The sequence below is a fragment of the Streptomyces sp. NPDC091281 genome, assembly GCF_044757425.1.
In the GTDB taxonomy this organism is placed as follows: Bacteria; Actinomycetota; Actinomycetes; order Streptomycetales; family Streptomycetaceae; genus Streptomyces.
This window is the reverse complement of the sequence record NZ_JBIVUY010000001.1, coordinates 979,465-999,370: the sequence shown is the minus strand read 5'-3', so window position 1 is coordinate 999,370 and position 19,906 is coordinate 979,465. Positions and strand designations below refer to the sequence as shown.

The window sequence follows — 19,906 nt, the reverse complement described above, 5'->3', positions numbered from 1 at the left end:
CGGCACCCGCGACCGCTGCCGCGACGGGTTCGCGACGGGTTACAGGGCCCGCCGCATCGCCCGGTGCGGTATCCCCGCGTCCGGGAACTCGGGTCCGTGGGCCTCGTAGCCGAGGCGGGCGTAGAAGCCGAGCGCGTGGGTCTGCGCGTGGAGGTCGACGGCGGTGAGGCCGAGTCCGCGGGCCGCCTCCTCGACCGCCCGCACCAGCGCGGCCCCGACGCCGAGTCCGCGCGCCTCCCGGGTCACCGCGAGCCGCCCGAGGGAGCCCACCGCCGGGTCCCCGCCGACCCTGGCCGCGGCGGCGGCCCCGGACAGCAGCCGCCCGGTGCCGAGCGGTACGCCGTCCGCCCGCACCGCCAGCACGTGCAGCGCGCCGGCGTCGAGGGCGTCGTACTCCAGGTCCTCGGGGACGCCCTGTTCGGCGACGAAGACCTCCTTGCGGACCGCGAAGCAGGCCTCCCGGTCGGCGGGGTCGACGGCGACCCGCACCGTGTACGCCGGTCCGGCGCCCGGCCCGGTGGACCGGGGTGCGGCGGTCATCCGTAGGTCTCCTCGCGGACCTGGTCCAGCGCCTCGCTCAGGTCCTGCGGGTACGCGCTGGAGAACTCGACCCACTCGCCGTCGGCGGGGTGCTCGAAGCCGAGCCGGACGGCGTGCAGCCACTGCCGGGTCAGGCCGAGCCGCTTGGCGAGCGTCGGGTCGGCGCCGTAGGTCAGGTCGCCGACGCAGGGGTGGCGGTGGGCGGCCATGTGGACGCGGATCTGGTGGGTGCGGCCGGTCTCCAGCTTCACGTCGAGCAGGGAGGCCGAACGGAACGCCTCGATCAGGTCGTAGTGCGTGACGGAGGGCTTGCCCTCGGCGGTGACCGCCCACTTGTAGTCGTGCTGCGGGTGGCGGCCGATGGGGGCGTCGATGGTGCCGCTGGTCGGGTCGGGGTGGCCCTGGACGAGCGTGTGGTAGCGCTTGTCGACCGTGCGCTCCTTGAACTGGCGCTTGAGCGAGGTGTACGCCCGCTCGGACTTGGCGACCGCCATCAGTCCGGAGGTGCCGACGTCCAGGCGGTGCACGATGCCCTGGCGCTCGGCCGCGCCGGAGGTGGAGATGCGGTACCCGGCGGCGGCGAGGCCGCCGATCACGGTGGTGCCGGTCCAGCCGGGCGACGGGTGGGCGGCCACCCCGACCGGCTTGACGATCACGACCACGTCCTCGTCGTCGTGCACGATCTCCATGCCCTCGACGGGCTCGGCGACGATCTGGACCGGGGCGGGCGCCTGCGGCATCTCGACCTCCAGCCAGGCCCCGCCGTGCACCCGCTCGGACTTCCCGACCACCGACCCGTCGACCGTGACCTTCCCCGAGGCGGCGAGGTCCGCGGCCTTGGTGCGGGAGAAGCCGAACATGCGGGAGATGGCGGCGTCGACGCGCTCGCCCTCCAGGCCGTCGGGCACGGGCAGGGTACGGATCTCGGGAATCGTGCTCACCCGTCGAGTATGCCGGACGGCACCGACACCGCCGTACGCCCGTCCGACCGGAGCCGAACGGGCGTTCTAAGGCGGTGGGCCGGACCTCAGCCGGACCTCAGTCCTTGTGAACGGTCCCGTCCGGGTCGAGGCCCTTGAAGGAGAGCAGCACGATCAGGATGCCGCCGCACACGATCGCCGAGTCCGCCAGGTTGAAGACGGCGAAGTGCTTGGGGGCGATGAAGTCGACGACCGCGCCCTCGAAGACGCCCGGCGAGCGGAAGATCCGGTCCGTGAGGTTGCCGAGCGCGCCGCCGAGCAGCAGGCCGAGCGCGATCGCCCACGGCAGGCTGTGGAGCTTGCGGGCCAGCCGGGCGATGACCACGATCACCGCCGCCGCGATCACCGTGAAGATCACGGTGAAGGCCTCGCCGAAGCCGAAGGCCGCGCCCGCGTTGCGGATCGCCTCGAAGCGCAGCCAGTCCCCGATGATCTCGATCGGCTCGTGGTGCTCCAGCTTGGCCACCACGATCATCTTGCTGACCAGGTCGAGCGCGTACGCGAACGCGGCGACCGCGAACAGCACGGCGATCCGCCGCCTGCCGCGCGGCGGCTGTCCGACCTGCTCGTCGGACGGCTCCGGCCCGGCTCCCGCCGCCTCTGGAGTCTCCGGCGTACCGATGACGCTCTCCGCCTCTGCCACGTGAGTCCCTCAACCTAGGTACCTGACTGAGGACGAGGGTACGGCACGCCTCCCCGCAGGCAGGAGCCCCACCGGACGATCGGCCGCGGACCGGGACCGGGTCCCGGCGGGCGCGCGGGCGCGCGCCCGCCGGTCTCAGTACCGCCGCTCCTGCTTCTGCTTGCACTCCACGCACAGCGTGGCCCGCGGGAAGGCCTGCATCCTGGCCTTGCCGATGGGGTTGCCGCAGTTCTCGCAGAGCCCGTAGGTGCCCGCGTCCAGCCGCTGGAGGGCGTGCTCGGTCTGCTCCAGCATCTCGCGCGCGTTGGCCGCGAGGGCCAGTTCGTGCTCGCGCGTGATGTTCTTCGTCCCGGTGTCGGCCTCGTCGTCGCCCGCGCCGTCCCCGGAGTCCCGCATCAGGCCCGCGAGGGACTTCTCCGAGGAGTCCAGCTCGGCGCGGAGCCGGTCGGCCTCGCGCTGGAGTTCGGCGCGGGCCTCGGCGACCTCCTCCGGGTTCCAGGGGTCCTCGCCGGGGCGTACCGCCAGCTCACCGGGGTCCGCCGCGGCGAGCCGCGCCTTGGGCACACCGCTCCTGCCGGCCGTGGCCGTGCCAGGGGTCTTCTTCGCAACCACCGTCGTGGCTCCCGTCTGCTCCGCGGCCGAGGCCGCGCCCACCTTGTCGGCCCTGCCGGAGGCCTTCTTCGCCGCCGTCTTCCCGGCGGCCGTCTTCTTCGCCGCCGCTGTCCCAGCCGTCGCCGTCTTCCCCGCCGCCGTCTTCTTCGCCGCCGCCTTCGTCGTCCGCGTGGTCGTCGTGGGCGCCGCGCTCTTCGCCGCCGTCCTCCCCGCGGCCGTCCCGGCCGCGGTCCGCCCGGTCGCGGCCTTCTTCGCCGCCGTGCTCTTCGCCGTCCTCTTCGCGGCAGCCTTCTTCCCCCCGGAAGCCCCCGTGACTCCCCGCTTTACCGAACCGGCGCCTTCGGACACGGTCTCTTCTCCCGCCTCGGCCCCTCCGCGCGCACTCCCCCGCGTGCTCTTCTTCGCCACCATGGCCGCGGCCCCTTCACATTGTGTGATCTTGCACGCGCATCGTGCTGGGACGATAAATCGACTTGGCGGTCGCGGCAACGGGGCGCACCGCCCCGGCCGTCCGCCCCGCGCGCGCCGCGCGCACGCCCCGGCGCGGACCTGCCTGCGTCGTGCCCGCCGTCCCGCCCGGTCGTCCGCCCTCCGGCATCGCCGCGGCACCCCGCCCGCCCGGCGTCCGGCGTCCCGCGCGCGCACCGCGCCATTCGGGTCACGTCCGGACCACCGGCCGCGCCCGCCCGGACGCCCCGCGGGCCGGGAAATCCGGTCGGCCGCCGTCCCCCCGGCCCCGTACACTGGCCGGAGCGAGAAGCGTGGATGGGGACGAGTAGCGGCGTACGCGGCCGAGAGCGACCCGGGGACGGTGGGAGCCCGGGGGCGAGCGCGACGTGAAGATCACCCCGGAGCCGCCGGAAGAAGGCCCGCGAGGGCTGGTAGACCCGGCATCGCTGCCCCAATGAGGGGGCCGCCCGGAGCGTACGGCGCACCGGAGGGCCAAGGAGGGTGGTACCGCGGGAGCGCGCCGCACACGGCGTAGGACAGGACAGCTCTCGTCCCTCCGACGGAAGGCAGCACGTCCGCCGGAGGAAACCCCTTGAGTACGCAGCCCACGCCGCACACGCCACCGCCCGCGAGCCCCGCGCCCCAGTACCGCCAGGTCCCCGCCCAGGTCGACCTGCCCGCGCTGGAACACGCGGTGCTCGACTTCTGGCGCGAGCAGAAGATCTTCGCCAAGAGCCTGGAGCGCTCCGAGGGCCGCCCCGAATGGGTGTTCTACGAGGGCCCGCCCACCGCCAACGGCATGCCGGGCGCCCACCACATCGAGGCGCGCGTCTTCAAGGACGTCTTCCCCCGCTTCCGCACCATGCGCGGGTACCACGTGGCCCGCAAGGCGGGCTGGGACTGTCACGGCCTGCCGGTCGAGCTGGCCGTGGAGAAGGAGCTGGGCTTCTCCGGCAAGCAGGACATCGAGGCGTACGGCATCGCCGCGTTCAACGACCGCTGCCGCGAGTCGGTGACCCGGCACACCGACGCCTTCGCCGAGCTGACGACCCGCATGGGGTACTGGGTCGACCTCGACGACGCCTACCGCACCATGGACCCGGAGTACGTCGAGTCGGTCTGGTGGTCGCTGAAGGAGATCTTCGGCAAGGGCCTCCTCGTCCAGGACCACCGCGTCGCCCCCTGGTGCCCCCGCTGCGGCACCGGCCTCTCCGATCACGAGCTGGCCCAGGGCTACGAGACGGTCGTCGACCCCTCGGTCTACGTCCGCTTCCCCCTCACGTCCGGCCCCCTCGCCGGGAACGCCGCGCTGCTGGTGTGGACGACGACCCCCTGGACCCTGGTCTCCAACACCGCCGTCGCCGCCCACCCCGAGGTCCCCTACGTCGTCGTCACCGACGGCACCGAGCGGCTCGTCGTCGCCGAACCGCTGGTCGGCAAGGCGCTCGGCGAGGGCTGGGAGCCCACCGGCGAGTCCTTCACCGGCGCCGAGATGGAACGCTGGACCTACCGGCGCCCGTTCGAGCTGATCGACTTCCCCGCCGAGGCGCACTACGTCGTCAACGCCGAGTACGTCACCACCGAGGACGGCACCGGTCTGGTCCACCAGTCCCCCGCCTTCGGCGAGGACGACCTCAAGGTCTGCCGCGCGTACGGCCTGCCCGTGGTCAACCCGGTCCGCCCCGACGGCACCTTCGAGGAGGACGTGCCGCTCGTCGGCGGCGTCTTCTTCAAGAAGGCCGACGAGAAGCTCACCGAGGACCTCCAGCAGCGCGGCCTCCTCTTCCGCCACATCCCGTACGAGCACAGCTACCCGCACTGCTGGCGCTGCCACACCGCGCTCCTCTACTACGCGCAGCCGTCCTGGTACATCCGCACGACGGCGATCAAGGACCGCCTCCTCCAGGAGAACGAGAAGACCAACTGGTTCCCGGACTCCGTCAAGCACGGCCGCTTCGGCGACTGGCTGAACAACAACATCGACTGGGCGCTCTCCCGCAGCCGCTACTGGGGCACCCCGCTGCCGATCTGGCGCTGCGCGGAGGACCACCTCACCGTCGTCGGCTCGCGCGCCGAGCTGACCACGCTGACCGGCACCGACCAGTCCGGCCTCGACCCGCACCGCCCGTACATCGACGCGGTCACCTTCGCCTGCCCGCAGGACGGCTGCGGCGCGACCGCGACCCGCGTGCCCGAGGTCATCGACGCCTGGTACGACTCGGGTTCGATGCCGTTCGCGCAGTGGGGCTACCCGTACAAGAACAAGGAACTCTTCGAGTCCCGCTACCCGGCCCAGTTCATCTCCGAGGCCATCGACCAGACCCGCGGCTGGTTCTACACGCTGATGGCCGTCGGCACCCTGGTCTTCGACAGGTCGTCGTACGAGAACGTGGTCTGCCTCGGGCACATCCTGGCCGAGGACGGCCGCAAGATGTCCAAGCACCTGGGCAACATCCTCCAGCCGATCCCGCTGATGGACCAGCACGGCGCCGACGCCGTCCGCTGGTTCATGGCCGCGGGCGGCTCCCCCTGGGCGGCCCGCCGCGTCGGCCACGGCACCATCCAGGAGGTCGTCCGCAAGACCCTCCTGACGTACTGGAACACGGTCGCCTTCCAGGCCCTGTACGCCCGTACGTCCGGCTGGGCCCCGTCGGCCGCCGACCCGGCCCCCGCCGACCGCCCGGTCCTGGACCGCTGGCTGCTCTCCGAACTCCACGCCCTCACCGACCAGGTGACCCAGGCCCTGGAGTCCTACGACACCCAGCGCGCCGGGAAGCTGCTCTCCGCGTTCGTCGACGACCTGTCCAACTGGTACGTCCGCCGCTCGCGCCGCCGCTTCTGGCAGGGCGACAAGGCCGCGCTGCGCACCCTGCACGAGGTCGTCGAGACGGTCACCAAGCTGATGGCGCCGCTGACCCCGTTCATCACCGAGCGGGTCTGGCAGGACCTGGTGGTGCCGGTCGCCCCGGACGCCCCCGAGTCGGTGCACCTGGCGTCCTGGCCGGAGGCGGACCTCACCGCCATCGACCCGGAGCTGTCCCGGCAGATGGTCCTGGTCCGCCGCCTGGTGGAGCTGGGCCGCGCCACCCGCGCCGAGTCCGGGGTGAAGACCCGGCAGCCGCTGCGCCGCGCCCTGGTCGCCGCCACCGGCTTCGACGCCCTCTCCCCCGAACTGCACACGCAGATCACGGAGGAGCTGAACGTCGAGTCCCTGGCCTCGCTCTCCGAGGTCGGCGGCAGCCTGGTCGACACCACCGCCAAGGCCAACTTCCGCGCCCTCGGCAAGCGGTTCGGCAAGCGCGTCCAGGACGTCGCCAAGGCGGTCGCCCAGGCCGACGCCGCCGCGCTCTCCCTCGCCCTGCGCGAGGGCACCGCGTCGGTGGACGTCGACGGCGAGACCGTCACCCTCGCCCCCGACGAGGTGATCATCACGGAGACCCCGCGCGAGGGCTGGTCGGTCGCCTCCGACGCGGGCGCCACCGTCGCCCTCGACCTGGAGATCACCGAGGAGCTGCGCCGGGCGGGCCTGGCCCGCGACGCGATCCGGCTGATCCAGGAGGCCCGCAAGAACAGCGGCCTCGACGTCGCCGACCGCATCGCGCTGCGCTGGGACGCCACCGACCCGGCGACCGTGGACGCCCTCACCGGACACGCCGCCCTGATCGCCGACGAGGTCCTCGCCACGGACTTCGCCCGCGGCGCCGCCGACGACGGCTACGGCAGCCCGTTCACGGACGAGGGCCTGACCCTGACGTTCCGTCTGCGCAAGGCCTGACCGACGACCGCCGTATGCGGCGGGCAAGGGCCCGGCTCCCGCCCTGGGAGCCGGGCCCTTCGCCGTCCCCGCCGGGCCGCCGACCGGTCCCGCGGCGCCGATCGTCCGCAACGCGCGTAAAAAGGGCGGGACCCCGGATCGAAATCCGGGGTCCCGCCCTGTGGAACGCTGCCGACGCCTACGGCGTACGAGCGGCCGTCAGTTGTCGTCCTCGTCGATGAGGAAACCGCGCATCGGCGAGGGGGCCTGGCCCATCGGGGACGGACCCTGCGGACGCACCGGCGCCATGGGCTGGGTCATCGCCGGGGACATCTGCTGCTGGCCGCCGTAGGAGGGCGCGGCCGGGCTCGGCCCGCCCATGCCCTGGCTGCCGCCGCCGTAGGACGGGGCACTCGCGCCGGCCGGGGCCATCGAGGGCGCCGGGGACGGCGGCAGGGAGGCCGCGGCCGGGGTGCGCGGGGGCGCGAGGGAGTCGTCGGCCTGGGTCTCCAGCTGACGCAGCTGCGACTCCAGGTACGACTTCAGACGCGTCCGGTACTCGCGCTCGAAGCCGCGCAGGTCCTCGACCTTGCGCTCCAGCGTGGCGCGGGCGGACTCCAGGGAGCCCATCGCGACGCGGTGCTTCTCCTGCGCGTCCCGCTCCAGGGCGTCGGCCTTGGCACGGGCGTCCCGCTCCAGACCCTCGGCACGCGAACGCGCCTCGCCCACGATCTTGTTGGCCTCGGAACGGGCCTCGGCGATCGCCTGGTCGGCGGTCTGCTGGGCCAGCGAGAGCACCCGGGCGGCGCTGTCGCCACCGGGACCCTGACCGGGGCCGCCCATGGGACCACCCATGGGTCCGCCCATCGGGCCACCCATCGGCTGCATGGCCTGGCCCATCGGACCGGGACCCATCTGGCCCTGACCCATCTGACCCTGGCCCATCGGGCCGGGACCGAGCTGGCCCTGTCCCATCTGGCCCTGGCCCATGGGGCCCTGACCCATCGGCCCCTGGCCCATCGGGCCGGGACCCTGCGGGCCGCCCTGACCGCCGCCGGGACCGGCGGGGAGCTGCGGGGCACCGCTCGGCAGCTGGGGCGGGCCACCCATGGGGCCGCCCATCTGCTGCTGCGGCGGGCCCGATATGCCGGCGGGCACCGGGGCGCCCGGACCGCGCATGCCCTGCTGCGGCATCCCCTGCTGGGGCATGCCCTGCGGAGGCATTCCCTGCTGCGGCATGCCCTGCGGCGGCATCCCCTGCTGCTGGGGCGGCATCCCGCCACCCTGCTGCTGGTCCTGCTCCGGGGGCTTGCGCATGTTCTGCTGGTTCTGCGCGGCCGCGCGCGTGGCCGCGGCCAGCTTGGCGCGCAGGTCCTCGTTCTCGCGCAGCAGGCGCGTCAGTTCGGCTTCGACCTCATCGAGGAAGGCATCGACCTCGTCCTCGTCATAGCCTTCTCGGAGGCGGACGGTCGTGAACTGCTTGTTCCGCACGTCCTCGGGGGTCAACGGCATCTCTTCACCTCAACGTAGTCGTCGGCGTCGGCAAGACGGTAGGTCACATCGCTCACAGCCGGCTCACGATCGAGATCAGGATGTAGACGATGATCATCAGTACGAAGAAGGACAGGTCGAGCGCCACGCCCCCGAGACGCAACGGCGGGATGACCCGCCGGAGAAGCTTGAGCGGTGGATCGGTGACAGTGTAGGTGGCCTCCAGAACGACCACCATCGCCTTGCCGGGCTGCCATGAGCGGGCGAACTGGAAGACGTAGTCCATGACCAACCGGAAGATGAGCACGATGAGGAAGACCATCAGCGCGATGTAGACGACATCCAGGACCACGCTCATGTTCGGTGCTTCCCTCTCCCCTGCTCACGTGCTCACGTGATCTCTTTGTACCGCTGTTTCCGGTCGTGCGTCTCAGCTCTGGTTGAAGAACCCGCCCTCTGCGATGCGGGCCTTGTCCTCCGCCGTGACATCGACGTTAGCAGGCGACAACAGGAACACCTTCTGCGTCACCCGCTCGATGCTGCCGTGAAGACCAAACACCAAACCGGCCGCAAAGTCGACAAGTCGCTTGGCGTCTGTGTCATCCATCTCCGTCAGATTCATGATCACCGGGGTGCCCTCACGGAAGTGTTCCCCGATGGTACGGGCCTCGTTGTAGGTCCGGGGGTGGAGTGTGGTGATCCGGTACGGCTCTCGTTCCGACACGACCTTGGGCATGATCACCGGTGCGTTCTTCTCCAGGGACTGACGTTCTTGTGTGATGGACGCCACGGGCGCGATCCGCGCCGGACGACCGGATTCCGCGCCGAGCGAAGAGGAACGGGCCACCGGCTCACGGGGCGCGGGGGGTTGAGTGATACGCACCTCTTCGTCCCTTTGGGACTGGTGTGCGCCATGTGACGAATGAGACGGTTCATGCCGTCGGTGGTCACGCTCGGGCTCAGGGTCGAGCTCGGGTTCGAAGTCGTCGTCGGGGTCGAAGCCCCGGCCGTCGTACCCATCGTCCTCCACGAGGCCGAGGTAGACCGCCATCTTGCGCATCGCGCCGGCCATGCTCTGAGTCCTCCGCTCTGTGGTGGATCGGCTGACAGTTGCCAAGTCCCCGCGATCCACGTGGTCGTTACGCCCGCCTTCCGGCGGTAATGACCATATTTTCTGCTGTGGTCCGACTTCCTGGCGACGTTACCCGAGCCTGGGACGGACTCCGAGTACCGAGGTACCGACGCGCACATGTGTCGCTCCGGCCGCCACGGCGTGTTCGAGGTCCGCGCTCATCCCTGCCGAGACCATGGTGGCAGCAGGATGGGTCCGGCGCAGGTCGGTCGACAAATCCATCAACCGGTCGAACGCCGCCCGTTGGCGACCGGCGTACGCACCGCTCAGAGGTGCGACCGTCATCAGACCGCCGAGCCGGAGCCCGGGGGCGGCGGCGATCAGATCGGCCAACTCCCCGATCCCGCCCGGCGCGACGCCGCCCCGCTCGCCCCGCGCCGCGTCGCCCGCGTCGAGCGCCACCTGCACCAGGCACCCGATCTCGCGGCCGGTGCGCTCCGCCTCCTTCGACAGGGCGGTGACCAGGCGCGCGCGGTCCACCGACTGCACGACGTCGGCGTAACCGACCACGGAACGCACCTTGTTGGTCTGGAGCTGACCGACGAAGTGCCAGGAGAGCGGCAGGTCCGCGCACTCCGCCGCCTTGGGGGCGGCGTCCTGGTCGCGGTTCTCGGCGACGTGCCGCACCCCGAGTCCGGACAGGGTCCGCACATCGCTCGCGGGGTAGGTCTTGGTGACCACGATCAGGGTCACCTCCTCCCGCTTGCGCCCGGCGGAGACACACGCGGCGGTGATGCGCTCCTCCACCGCCGCCAGATTCGCGGCGAGTTCGCGCGCGCGTTCCGTCATGCTCACCGGTCCAGCCAGACATATCCCGCGAGTCGCCCCGTGGTGCGGTCGCGTCGGTAGGAGAAGTGGTCGGGCGACTCGCGCGTGCACACCGGCGACTGCTCCCGGTCGCGCACCCCGAGCCGGTCGAGCTGCGCGTGCACCCCGGCGGTGACGTCGACCGCGGGGGTGCCCCAGCTCGTCTCGGCGTGGGCCGCCGGTTCGACGGCGGCGACCTCGGCCCGCATCGCCTCCGGCACCTCGTAGCACCGCCCGCAGACGGCGGGCCCGGTGCGGGCGACGATCCGGGCGGGCTCGGCACCGAGTTCGATCATGGCCCGTACGGCGGCGGGGACGACCCCCGCGACCATGCCGGGGCGGCCCGCGTGGGCGGCGGCGGCGATCCCGGCGACCGGGTCGGCCAGCAGGACCGGCGTGCAGTCGGCGGTGAGGACGGCGAGGGCGAGCCCCCGCTCGCGGGTGACGAGCGCGTCGACCTCCGGAACGGGCCGGTCGCCCCAGGGGCCGTCGACCACGGCGACGGCCGCGCCGTGCACCTGGTTCATCCAGACCACCCGGCCGGGGTCGAGCCCCAGCGACGCGGCGGCGGCCTTCCGGTTGGCGCCGACCGCCGCGGTGTCGTCGCCGACCGCGCCGCCCAGATTGAGCTGCTCATACGGAGCGGCGCTCACCCCGCCCCACCGGTCGGTGAAGGCGAAGTGCGCGCCGCTCGCGTGTCGGTGCTGTCCTATCACTTCAGGAAGTCCGGCACGTCCAGTTCCTCGGCCGCGCTGTCCGAGTAGGACCGCGACGGCGGCACCGGCGGGGCGACCGGGATGTCGGCCACCGGCTCGGGGGCGGGCTCCGGGTCCTCCTTCGGGGTCACGCTGCCGAGCGAGCCGAAGCTCGGACGGCTGTCCGACCGGACCGGACCGGACTCGTCGCGCCGGGAGGAGAGCGAGGCGGACCCCATCGAGGAGGACGACGAGGCGGAGGACGAGCCGAGGACGTTGTCCCGGCGGGCGGGCGGCTGACCGCCGTCGAACCCGGCCGCGATGACGGTGACCCGGACCTCGTCGCCGAGGGCGTCGTCGATGACCGCGCCGAAGATGATGTTGGCCTCGGGGTGCGCGGCCTCGCTGACCAGCTGGGCGGCCTCGTTGATCTCGAAGAGGCCGAGGTCGGAGCCGCCGGAGATGGAGAGCAGGACGCCCCGGGCGCCGTCGATGGACGCCTCCAGCAGCGGCGAGGAGATCGCCATCTCGGCGGCGGCCACCGCGCGGTCGTCGCCGCGGGCCGAGCCGATGCCCATGAGCGCCGAACCGGCCTCGGACATGACCGACTTGACGTCGGCGAAGTCGAGGTTGATCAGGCCCGGCGTGGTGATGAGGTCGGTGATGCCCTGGACGCCGGAGAGCAGGACCTGGTCCGCCGACTTGAACGCGTCGAGGACGGAGACCTGGCGGTCCGAGATGGACAGCAGCCGGTCGTTGGGGATGACGATGAGGGTGTCGACCTCTTCGCGGAGTTCGGCGATGCCGTCCTCGGCCTGGTTGGCCCGGCGCCGTCCCTCGAAGGTGAACGGGCGGGTGACCACGCCGATGGTGAGGGCGCCCAGGGTGCGGGCGATGTTGGCCACGACGGGCGCGCCGCCGGTGCCGGTGCCGCCGCCTTCACCGGCCGTCACGAAGACCATGTCGGCCCCCTTGAGGACCTCCTCGATCTCCTCGCGGTGGTCCTCGGCCGCCTTGCGGCCGACGGCCGGGTTGGCTCCGGCGCCGAGTCCGCGGGTCAGTTCGCGGCCGACGTCGAGCTTGACGTCGGCGTCGCTCATCAACAGCGCCTGCGCGTCGGTGTTGATGGCGATGAACTCGACGCCCTTGAGACCGACCTCGATCATCCGGTTGATGGCATTGACACCACCGCCGCCGACACCGATGACTTTGATGACTGCGAGGTAGTTCTGCGGTGCTGCCACGTCGAAGGCCTCTCGCCTCGAGTTACGTGTCGCCGGTTCACAGGGGACGCGTGGCGTTCCGTGCTCCGACGACTGATGCCGAATGGGGCGGTCCGTTTCGCCGACCCGAACCCTAACGCTGAAGTTTAGGGTTACCAGTGTGTCCGTTCCTTGGAGTCTTCCGAACAGGACACTAAGTCGACAAGCGGCGCCCGTTCAACGAACACGCCGAACCTCCCGTTTTTCTTTTCACCCTATGTGATCAGCCGTGTCGCTGCCCAACCAGGGTGCTGGCCTGCGCAGATGTGCGTCAACTCCCCGATGACGCAGGGGCGGTGGGGACGCTCACGTCGAAGTGCCGTGCGTCCGGGGCCGCTTTCATCAGAGCGAGGATGGTACGGCCTTTCGCGCGGCCGTCGTCGGCGCTCCCCCAGGCGATGCTCCGGCCGCGGCTCAGCGTCAGCGAGATGTCGTCGTAGGAACGGACCTTGACGACGCGGGCGTCGCGGGCGACGGCGGACGGCAGGTCGCCGGCGATCCGGACCGCCTCGCGGACCAGCCGGTCCTCGCCGAAGCGGCGCAGGCTCGCGGCGGACGAGCGGGAGGCGGTGGCCTCCAGCCGCAGCAGCGGCACTCCGGCGGGGGCCTTGTCGACGGTGGCGAACCGGACGCCCCCGTCGTCGACTTCCACGTACCGCGTGCCGCTGCGGATCAGCAGGACGGGCTTGCGCTCGGTGACCTTCAGGACGATTCCGTCGGGCCAGGAGCGGCTGACGTCCACGGTGTCGACGCGGCGCAGCTTCGCGCGCAACCGGGCCTCGACAGCGTCGGTGTCGACGGAGACGAGCGGGGAGCCGACGGGGAGGGCGGCGGCGTCCCGGACCTCCCGCGGGGTGAGGACGTCGGTGCCGGAGACGGAGACGCGTTCGAGCCGCAGCCACTGCGAGCCGTACAACGCCCAGACGCCGCCCGCCCCGAGGAGGATCAGGACCAGCAACAGGATGATGATCGTACGAAGTCGGCGGGGGCCGAGTCCGCCGAGTCTTCGGACGAGGGGCGGACCGGACGACTCCTCCTGGCGTGCACCGCGCTCGGCGGTGGCGGATCCGGCCACGCTCCCTGCCCTTCGCTACTGCGTCACTGAGCCGTGCGCACCGGCCCTACCGGCGCGCACGGTTGGCGGCGATCGCCTCGTACACCATGCCGACGAGCAGGTCGTCGGCGTCCCGGCGGCCGAACTCCCCGGCGGCGCGGGACATCTCGTACAGCCGGTGCGGGTCGGCGAGGACGGGCAGGACGGTCTCCCGGACCCACTCGGGGGTCAGTTCCGCGTCGTCGACCAGCAGTCCGCCCCCCGCCTTGACCACCGGCTGGGCGTTGAGCCGCTGTTCGCCGTTGCCGATGGGCAGCGGGACGTAGGCGGCCGGGAGCCCGACGGCGGAGAGTTCGGCGACGGTCATCGCGCCCGCGCGGCAGAGCATCAGGTCGGCCGCGGCGTACGCGAGGTCCATCCGGTCCACGTAACTTACCGGGATGTACGGGGGCATTCCCGGCATCTGCTGGACGTGCGGCAGTTCGTTCTTCGGGCCGACCGCGTGCAGGATCTGGATACCGGCCTGCTGGAGCCACGGGGCGACCTGCTGGACCACCTCGTTGAGGCGGCGGGCGCCCTGAGAGCCGCCCGAGACGAGCAGCGTCGGCAGGTTGGGGTCGAGGCCGAACAGCGCGCGGGCCTCGGGGCGGACGGCGGCGCGGTCCAGGGTGGCGATGGAGCGGCGCAGCGGGATGCCGATGTAGCGGGCGTCGCGGAGCTTGCTGTCGGGCGTGGAGACTGCGACCCGGGCCGCGTAGCGGGAGCCGATCTTGTTGGCCAGGCCGGGGCGGGCGTTGGCCTCGTGGATCACGATCGGCACGCCGAGGCGCTTGGCGGCGAGGTAGCCGGGCAGCGCGACGTAGCCGCCGAAGCCGACCACGGCGTCCGCCTTGGTGCGCTCCAGGATCTGCTCGGCGGCCTTGATGGTGCCGCGCAGCCGGCCCGGCACGGTGATCAGCTCGGGGGTGGGCTTGCGGGGCAGGGGCACCGCGGGGATGAGCGCCAGCTCGTACCCCCGCTGGGGCACGAGGGTGGTCTCCAGACCGCGCTCGGTGCCCAGGGCCGTGATCCCCACGGTGGGGTCCTGCCTGCGCAGGGCGTCCGCGAGGGCCAGCGCGGGCTCGATGTGGCCGGCGGTCCCCCCGCCGGCGAGTACGACATGCACCGAAATTCACCGCTCTCCGGACGAGCGCGCCGCGGAGGCACGCCGTCGCATCGTGTTCCATCTCCGGGGCCCCCTCCCGGAAGAGGAGCCCCCGGCCCCCCGCTTTCTACCAAAGCGGGGGTGCCGCATCGCAAGCGCCGCCCGCGCAGCGGGGTCCTCGCGCGCGAAGGCGATCAGCAACCCGATGGCGAACATGGTCGGCAGCAGGGCGGAGCCTCCGTAGGAGAACAGCGGGAGCGGGACCCCGGCGATCGGCAGCAGGCCGAGCACCGCACCGATGTTGATCACGGCCTGGGCCGTGATCCAGGTGGTCACGCCTCCCGCGGCATACCTCACGAAGGGGTCCTCCGTGCGTCCGGCCACGCGGATACCCGCATAGCCTAGAGCCGCGAAGAGGGCGAGCACGGACAGCGTCCCCGCCAGGCCCAGTTCCTCCCCGGTCACGGCGAAGATGAAGTCGGTGTGCGCTTCGGGGAGTTGCCCCCATTTCTCCACACTCGCCCCCAGCCCGGAGCCGAAGATGCCGCCCGAGGCGAGCGCGTAGATCCCGTGCACGGCCTGCCAGCAGGCGTCCTGGGGGCCGGGATCGGTGGCGCCGATGCACCGGAGGCGGGACATCCGGTTAGGGCTGGTCTTGATCAGGATCACCCCGATCGCGGCGGCGATCGAGAGCACGCCGACGAAGAGCCGGGTGGGGGCCCCGGCCAGCCACAGCAGGCCGAACAGGATGGCCGTGAGGATGATCGCGGTGCCCATGTCGCCGCCGAGCATGATCAGTCCGAGCAGCAGGAACGCGACCGGGACCAGCGGCACCAGCATGTGCTTCCACTGGCTGAGGAGGTTCTTGTCCTGCTTGCGGGCGAGCAGGTCGGCCGCCCACAGCACGAGGGCGAGCTTGCCGAACTCGCTGGGCTGGATCTGGAAGGAGCCGCCGAGCGAGATCCAGTTCTGGTTGCCGTTGACCGACATCCCTATCCCCGGCACCTGCACCAGCGCCATGAGGAAGACCGCGCCCGCCAGGATCGGATAGGCCAGCGCCCGGTGCAGCTTGACCGGAATCCGGGAGGCGAGCAGCAGCAGGACGCCGCCGATGACGGCGGCGAGGAACTGCTTGCGGAAGAAGAACGAGCCGGGCAACGACAGGTGCAGGGCGGTGATCTGGGAGGCCGAGTAGACCATCACCAGGCCCAGCACGGTGATCAGGGCGCTGCCGCCGAGGATCAGGTAGTACGCGGTCAGCGGCCGGTCCCAGGCCTTGCGGGCGCGGGTGAGCAGCCGCAGGGCGGCGTTGTCGCGCGGGGGGCGGGCGACCGGCCCCCTGGGGGGCCGGGTCCGCTGGACGGGCGGGCGGCCGGTTCGGCTAGCGGGCACCGCAGCCTCCGCTGAACGTCGACCTGTACGGTCCCACGCGTCCCTCCCAAGGTCCGCCCGGCAGGCGGCCGGGTCAGGCGCCGAGTTCGCGAACGGCTTGTGCGAACGCGTCACCGCGCTGGTTGTAGTTGACGAACATGTCCATGGAGGCGCAGGCCGGGGCGAGCAGTACGGTGTCGCCCTCGACGGCGAGTGCGCGGGCCTCCTGGACAGCCGCGAGCATCGCCCCAGTGTCGGTCCGGTCGAGGTCGACGACCGGTACTTCCGGGGCGTGTCGCGCCAGGGCTTCCCGGATCAGGGCCCGATCGGCGCCGATCAGCACCACCCCGCGCAGCCGCTTCGCGGACGCCTCGACCAGGTCGTCGAAGGTGGCGCCCTTGGCGAGGCCGCCCGCGATCCACACGATCGACCCGTACGCCGCCAACGAGGCTTCCGCGGCGTGGGTGTTGGTGGCCTTGGAGTCGTCGACGTACGCGACGCCGTCCACGTCGGCCACGTGGGCGATGCGGTGGGCGTCCGGGGTGAAGGCCCGCAGCCCGTCCCGTACGGCCTTCGCGGGGACGCCGTAGGCGCGCGCGAGGGCCGCCGCGGCAAGGGCGTTGGCGATGTTGTGCGGGGCGGGCGGGTTCACGTCGGAGACCTCGGCCAGCTCCTGCGCGTTGTTCCGCCGGTTCTCGACGAAGGCGCGGTCGACCAGGATGCCGTCCACGACGCCGAGTTGGGAGGGTCCCGGGGTGCCGAGGGTGAAGCCGATCGCCCGGCAGCCCTCCTCGACGTCGGCCTCGCGGACCAGGTCCTCGGTGGCGGGGTCGGCCACGTTGTAGACGCAGGCGATCCGATTGCCCTCGTAGACGCGGCCCTTGTCGCGGGCGTAGGCGTCCATGGAGCCGTGCCAGTCGAGGTGGTCGGGGGCGAGGTTGAGGACGGCGGCGGAGTGGGCGCGCAGCGAGGGCGCCCAGTGCAGCTGGTAGCTGGAGAGTTCGACGGCGAGGACGTCGTACGGCTCGTCGGCGAGGACGGCGTCCAGGAGGGAGACGCCGATGTTGCCGACGGCCGCGGTGCGCAGTCCGGCGGCCTCCAGGATCGAGGCGAGCATCCGGGTGGTGGTGGTCTTGCCGTTGGTGCCGGTGACGGCGAGCCAGGGGGCCGCGTCGGGTCCCCGCAGCCGCCAGGCGAGTTCGACATCGCCCCAGACCGGGACGCCCGCCGCGTCGGCCGCCGCGAAGAGCGGCTTGTCCGGCCGCCAGCCGGGCGCGGTGACGACGAGGTCGGTCCCGTCGGGCAGGGTGTCGCCGTCACCGAGGCGCACGGTGACGCCGAGCGCCTCCAGCGCGGCGGCCTGTTCCCGCGCGCGGGGGTCGTCGCCGTCGTTGACGACGGTGACCCTCGCGCCGAGCCCGTGCAGCACCCTGGCCGCCGGGACACCGGAGACGCCGAGTCCGGCGACGGTGACGTGCCTGCCCTGCCAGTCGGTCACTTCTCGGCTGCCCATCCCGCGTAGAAGAGGCCCAGTCCGACGATGACGCAGATGCCCTGGATGATCCAGAAGCGGACCACGACCAGGACCTCGGACCAGCCCTTGAGTTCGAAGTGGTGCTGGAGCGGGGCCATCCGGAAGACGCGCTTGCCGGTCAGCCGGAACGAACCGACCTGGATGACCACCGACATGGTGATGAGGACGAACAGGCCGCCGAGGATGGCGATCAGCAGTTCGGTGCGGGAGCAGATCGCGAGACCCGCGAGGACGCCGCCGAGGGCCAGCGAACCGGTGTCGCCCATGAAGATCTTGGCCGGTGAGGTGTTCCACCACAGGAAGCCGAGGCAGGCGCCCATCAGCGCGGCGGAGACCACCGCGAGGTCGAGCGGATCACGTACCTCGTAACAGGCGTTGGGGTTGGTCAGGGTCTCGCCGTTGGCGCAGGACTCCTGGAACTGCCAGACGCCGATGAAGGTGTAGGCGCCGAAGACCAGCACGGAGGCGCCGGTGGCGAGGCCGTCGAGGCCGTCCGTGAGGTTCACGCCGTTGGACATGGCGAGGATCATGAACAGCGCCCAGACCACGAACAGCACCGGGCCGATCGTCCAGCCGAAGTCGGTGATGAACGACAGCTTCGTGGAGGCCGGGGTGTTGTTGCGGGAGTCGGCGAACTGGAGGGACAGCACGGCGAAGCCGATGCCGACGATCAGCTGGCCGGCCATCTTCGCCTTGGCGCGCAGGCCCAGCGAACGCCGCTTGACGATCTTGATGTAGTCGTCGAGGAATCCGACGATGCCCATCCCGACCATCAGACCGAGCACCAGCAGGCCCGAGTACGTCGGGGGCTTGCCGGTGATGACCTTCGACAGGAAGTAGGCCGCGACGGTCGCCAGTATGAAGGCGATACCGCCCATGGTCGGCGTACCGCGCTTGCTGGCGTGCTCGCGCGGGCCGTCGTCCCGGATGTACTGGCCGTAGCCCTTGCGGGCCAGCAGCTTGATCAGCAGCGGGGTGCCGACCAGTGTCAGGAAGAGTCCGATGACACCCGCGAACAGGATCTGATTCATCATCGGGCGGCCACCTCACCCTCGGCACCGGTCTCCAGGAGCGCCTGCGCGACCCCCTCCAGACCGACCGAACGGGACGCCTTCACGAGTACGACGTCCCCCGGGCGCAACTCGCTGCGCAACAGGTCGACCGCCGCCTGTGCGTCGGACACGTGCACCGACTCCTCACCCCACGAACCCTCGTTATATGCGCCCAGTTGCAGCCAGGAGGCTTCCCTGCCCCCGACCGCGACGAGCTTGCTGACGTTGAGCCGGACGGCGAGCCGTCCGACCGCGTCGTGCTCGGCGAGCGCCTCGTCCCCCAGCTCGGCCATCTTGCCGAGCACCGCCCAGGTCCGCCGCCCCTTGCCCATGGCCACGAGCGCGCGCAGGGCCGCTCGCATGGACTCGGGGTTCGCGTTGTAGGCGTCGTTGACGATCGTCACGCCGTCGGGGCGCTCGGTGACCTCCATCCGCCAACGGGAGAGGGAGCCCGCCTCGGAGAGTGCGGTGGCGATCTCTTCCGCGGACATGCCCAGCTCATGGGCGACGGCGGCCGCGGCGAGCGCGTTCGACACGTGGTGCTCACCGTACAGGCGCATGGTCACATCGCTGCACCCGGAGGGTGTGTGAAGCCTGAAGGAAGGCTGTCCGCTGTCCGTGAGTCGCACGTTCTCGGCGCGAACGTCCGCTTCGTCGGACTCTCCGAAAAGGAGCACCTTCGCCTTCGTCCGGGAGGCCATGGCCCGTACGAGCGGGTCGTCCGCGTTCAGCACGGCCGTGCCGTCCTCGGGGAGCGCCTCGACGAGTTCGCCCTTGGCCCGGGCGATCTGCTCGCGGCCGCCGAACTCGCCGATGTGGGCGCTGCCGACGTTGAGCACCAGGCCGATCCGGGGCGGGGTGAGGCCGGTGAGGTAGCGGATGTGGCCGATGCCGCGGGCGCCCATCTCCAGGACGAGGAAGCGGGTCTCCTCGGTGGCGGTGAGCGCGGTGAGGGGCAGCCCGATCTCGTTGTTGAGGGAGCCCGGCGTGAAGACGGTGGGGGCCTTGCGCCGCAGGACCTGGGCGATCAGGTCCTTGGTGCTGGTCTTGCCGGCCGAGCCGGTGAGGGCGACGAGCGTCGCGCCGAGGCGTTCCACGACGTGCCGGGCGAGGGCGCCGAGGGCGCTCTGCACGTCGTCCACGACGATCGCGGGGACGCCGACCGGGCGGGAGGCCAGGACGGCCGCCGCTCCGGCCTCGACCACCGCGCGCGCGTAGTCGTGGCCGTCGACGCGCTCGCCGACGAAGGCGACGAAGAGGCTGCCGGGGCCCGCCTCGCGGGAGTCCCGGACGACGGGTCCGGTGACCTCGACGGACGGATCCGGTATGTCGTGCGTCTGCCCGCCGACGACTGCTGCGATCTCGGCGAGGGAGAGGGCGATCAC

General features: G+C 71.8%; 17 protein-coding genes. 1 reads left to right on the top strand and 16 read right to left on the bottom strand.

Going from position 1 to position 19,906, the window contains the following annotated elements; translation table 11 throughout:
* Positions 1-39: 39 nt before the first annotated feature.
* The 4 genes from ACIQPQ_RS04385 to ACIQPQ_RS04370 form a co-directional block, all read right to left on the bottom strand.
* Positions 40-540 (bottom strand): GNAT family N-acetyltransferase, encoded by a 501-nt coding sequence (locus tag ACIQPQ_RS04385; protein ID WP_401299489.1) that lies wholly within the window; start codon positions 538-540, stop codon positions 40-42.
* A complete protein-coding gene (locus ACIQPQ_RS04380; RefSeq protein ID WP_401299486.1) occupies positions 537-1,481 on the bottom strand; it encodes an RluA family pseudouridine synthase in 945 nt (314 codons plus the stop codon). Before ACIQPQ_RS04380 ends, ACIQPQ_RS04385 begins: the two co-directional genes overlap by 4 nt.
* Positions 1,482-1,578: 97 nt before the next feature.
* Positions 1,579-2,163, bottom strand: coding sequence for a signal peptidase II (gene lspA, locus ACIQPQ_RS04375; protein ID WP_401299483.1), 585 nt, complete (start codon positions 2,161-2,163; stop codon positions 1,579-1,581).
* A 135-nt stretch (positions 2,164-2,298) separates the two neighbouring features.
* Positions 2,299-3,123, bottom strand: a complete 825-nt coding sequence (locus ACIQPQ_RS04370) for a TraR/DksA family transcriptional regulator (RefSeq protein ID WP_401299481.1) — start codon at positions 3,121-3,123, stop codon at positions 2,299-2,301.
* Between the two features lie 694 nt (positions 3,124-3,817).
* Here ACIQPQ_RS04370 and ileS point away from each other — a divergent pair.
* On the top strand, positions 3,818-7,000 hold the full coding sequence (gene ileS / locus ACIQPQ_RS04365) for an isoleucine--tRNA ligase (protein ID WP_401299478.1): 3,183 nt from the start codon (positions 3,818-3,820) through the stop codon (positions 6,998-7,000).
* Between the two features lie 198 nt (positions 7,001-7,198).
* Here ileS and ACIQPQ_RS04360 read toward each other — a convergent pair whose 3' ends face one another.
* The 12 genes from ACIQPQ_RS04360 to murF form a co-directional block, all read right to left on the bottom strand.
* Positions 7,199-8,491, bottom strand: a complete 1,293-nt coding sequence (locus ACIQPQ_RS04360) for a DivIVA domain-containing protein (protein WP_401299476.1) — start codon at positions 8,489-8,491, stop codon at positions 7,199-7,201.
* A gap of 52 nt (positions 8,492-8,543) precedes the next feature.
* On the bottom strand, positions 8,544-8,828 hold the full coding sequence (locus ACIQPQ_RS04355) for a YggT family protein (protein WP_020129925.1): 285 nt from the start codon (positions 8,826-8,828) through the stop codon (positions 8,544-8,546).
* Between the two features lie 72 nt (positions 8,829-8,900).
* Positions 8,901-9,542, bottom strand: coding sequence for a cell division protein SepF (locus ACIQPQ_RS04350; RefSeq protein ID WP_383773515.1), 642 nt, complete (start codon positions 9,540-9,542; stop codon positions 8,901-8,903).
* A gap of 129 nt (positions 9,543-9,671) precedes the next feature.
* Entirely contained in the window at positions 9,672-10,391 is a 720-nt protein-coding gene (locus ACIQPQ_RS04345) for a YggS family pyridoxal phosphate-dependent enzyme (RefSeq protein ID WP_383773513.1), read from the bottom strand.
* Between the two features lie 2 nt (positions 10,392-10,393).
* Entirely contained in the window at positions 10,394-11,125 is a 732-nt protein-coding gene (gene pgeF, locus ACIQPQ_RS04340) for a peptidoglycan editing factor PgeF (protein WP_401299471.1), read from the bottom strand.
* Positions 11,122-12,348 (bottom strand): cell division protein FtsZ, encoded by a 1,227-nt coding sequence (gene ftsZ, locus ACIQPQ_RS04335; RefSeq protein WP_401299468.1) that lies wholly within the window; start codon positions 12,346-12,348, stop codon positions 11,122-11,124. Before ftsZ ends, pgeF begins: the two co-directional genes overlap by 4 nt.
* A 289-nt stretch (positions 12,349-12,637) precedes the next feature.
* On the bottom strand, positions 12,638-13,441 hold the full coding sequence (locus ACIQPQ_RS04330; protein WP_401299465.1) for a cell division protein FtsQ/DivIB: 804 nt from the start codon (positions 13,439-13,441) through the stop codon (positions 12,638-12,640).
* A 46-nt stretch (positions 13,442-13,487) separates the two neighbouring features.
* Positions 13,488-14,585, bottom strand: coding sequence for an undecaprenyldiphospho-muramoylpentapeptide beta-N-acetylglucosaminyltransferase (gene murG / locus ACIQPQ_RS04325; RefSeq protein ID WP_401299462.1), 1,098 nt, complete (start codon positions 14,583-14,585; stop codon positions 13,488-13,490).
* Between the two features lie 6 nt (positions 14,586-14,591).
* Positions 14,592-15,956 carry a putative lipid II flippase FtsW gene (ftsW, locus tag ACIQPQ_RS04320; protein ID WP_401299459.1) on the bottom strand — a complete coding sequence of 455 codons (1,365 nt, stop codon included), beginning with the start codon at positions 15,954-15,956 and terminating at the stop codon, positions 14,592-14,594.
* A 73-nt stretch (positions 15,957-16,029) separates the two neighbouring features.
* Positions 16,030-17,448 carry a UDP-N-acetylmuramoyl-L-alanine--D-glutamate ligase gene (gene murD / locus ACIQPQ_RS04315; RefSeq protein ID WP_401299456.1) on the bottom strand — a complete coding sequence of 473 codons (1,419 nt, stop codon included), beginning with the start codon at positions 17,446-17,448 and terminating at the stop codon, positions 16,030-16,032.
* Entirely contained in the window at positions 17,430-18,503 is a 1,074-nt protein-coding gene (mraY, locus tag ACIQPQ_RS04310) for a phospho-N-acetylmuramoyl-pentapeptide-transferase (protein ID WP_383773499.1), read from the bottom strand. Before mraY ends, murD begins: the two co-directional genes overlap by 19 nt.
* A complete protein-coding gene (gene murF, locus ACIQPQ_RS04305; RefSeq protein WP_401299453.1) occupies positions 18,500-19,906 on the bottom strand; it encodes a UDP-N-acetylmuramoyl-tripeptide--D-alanyl-D-alanine ligase in 1,407 nt (468 codons plus the stop codon). Before murF ends, mraY begins: the two co-directional genes overlap by 4 nt.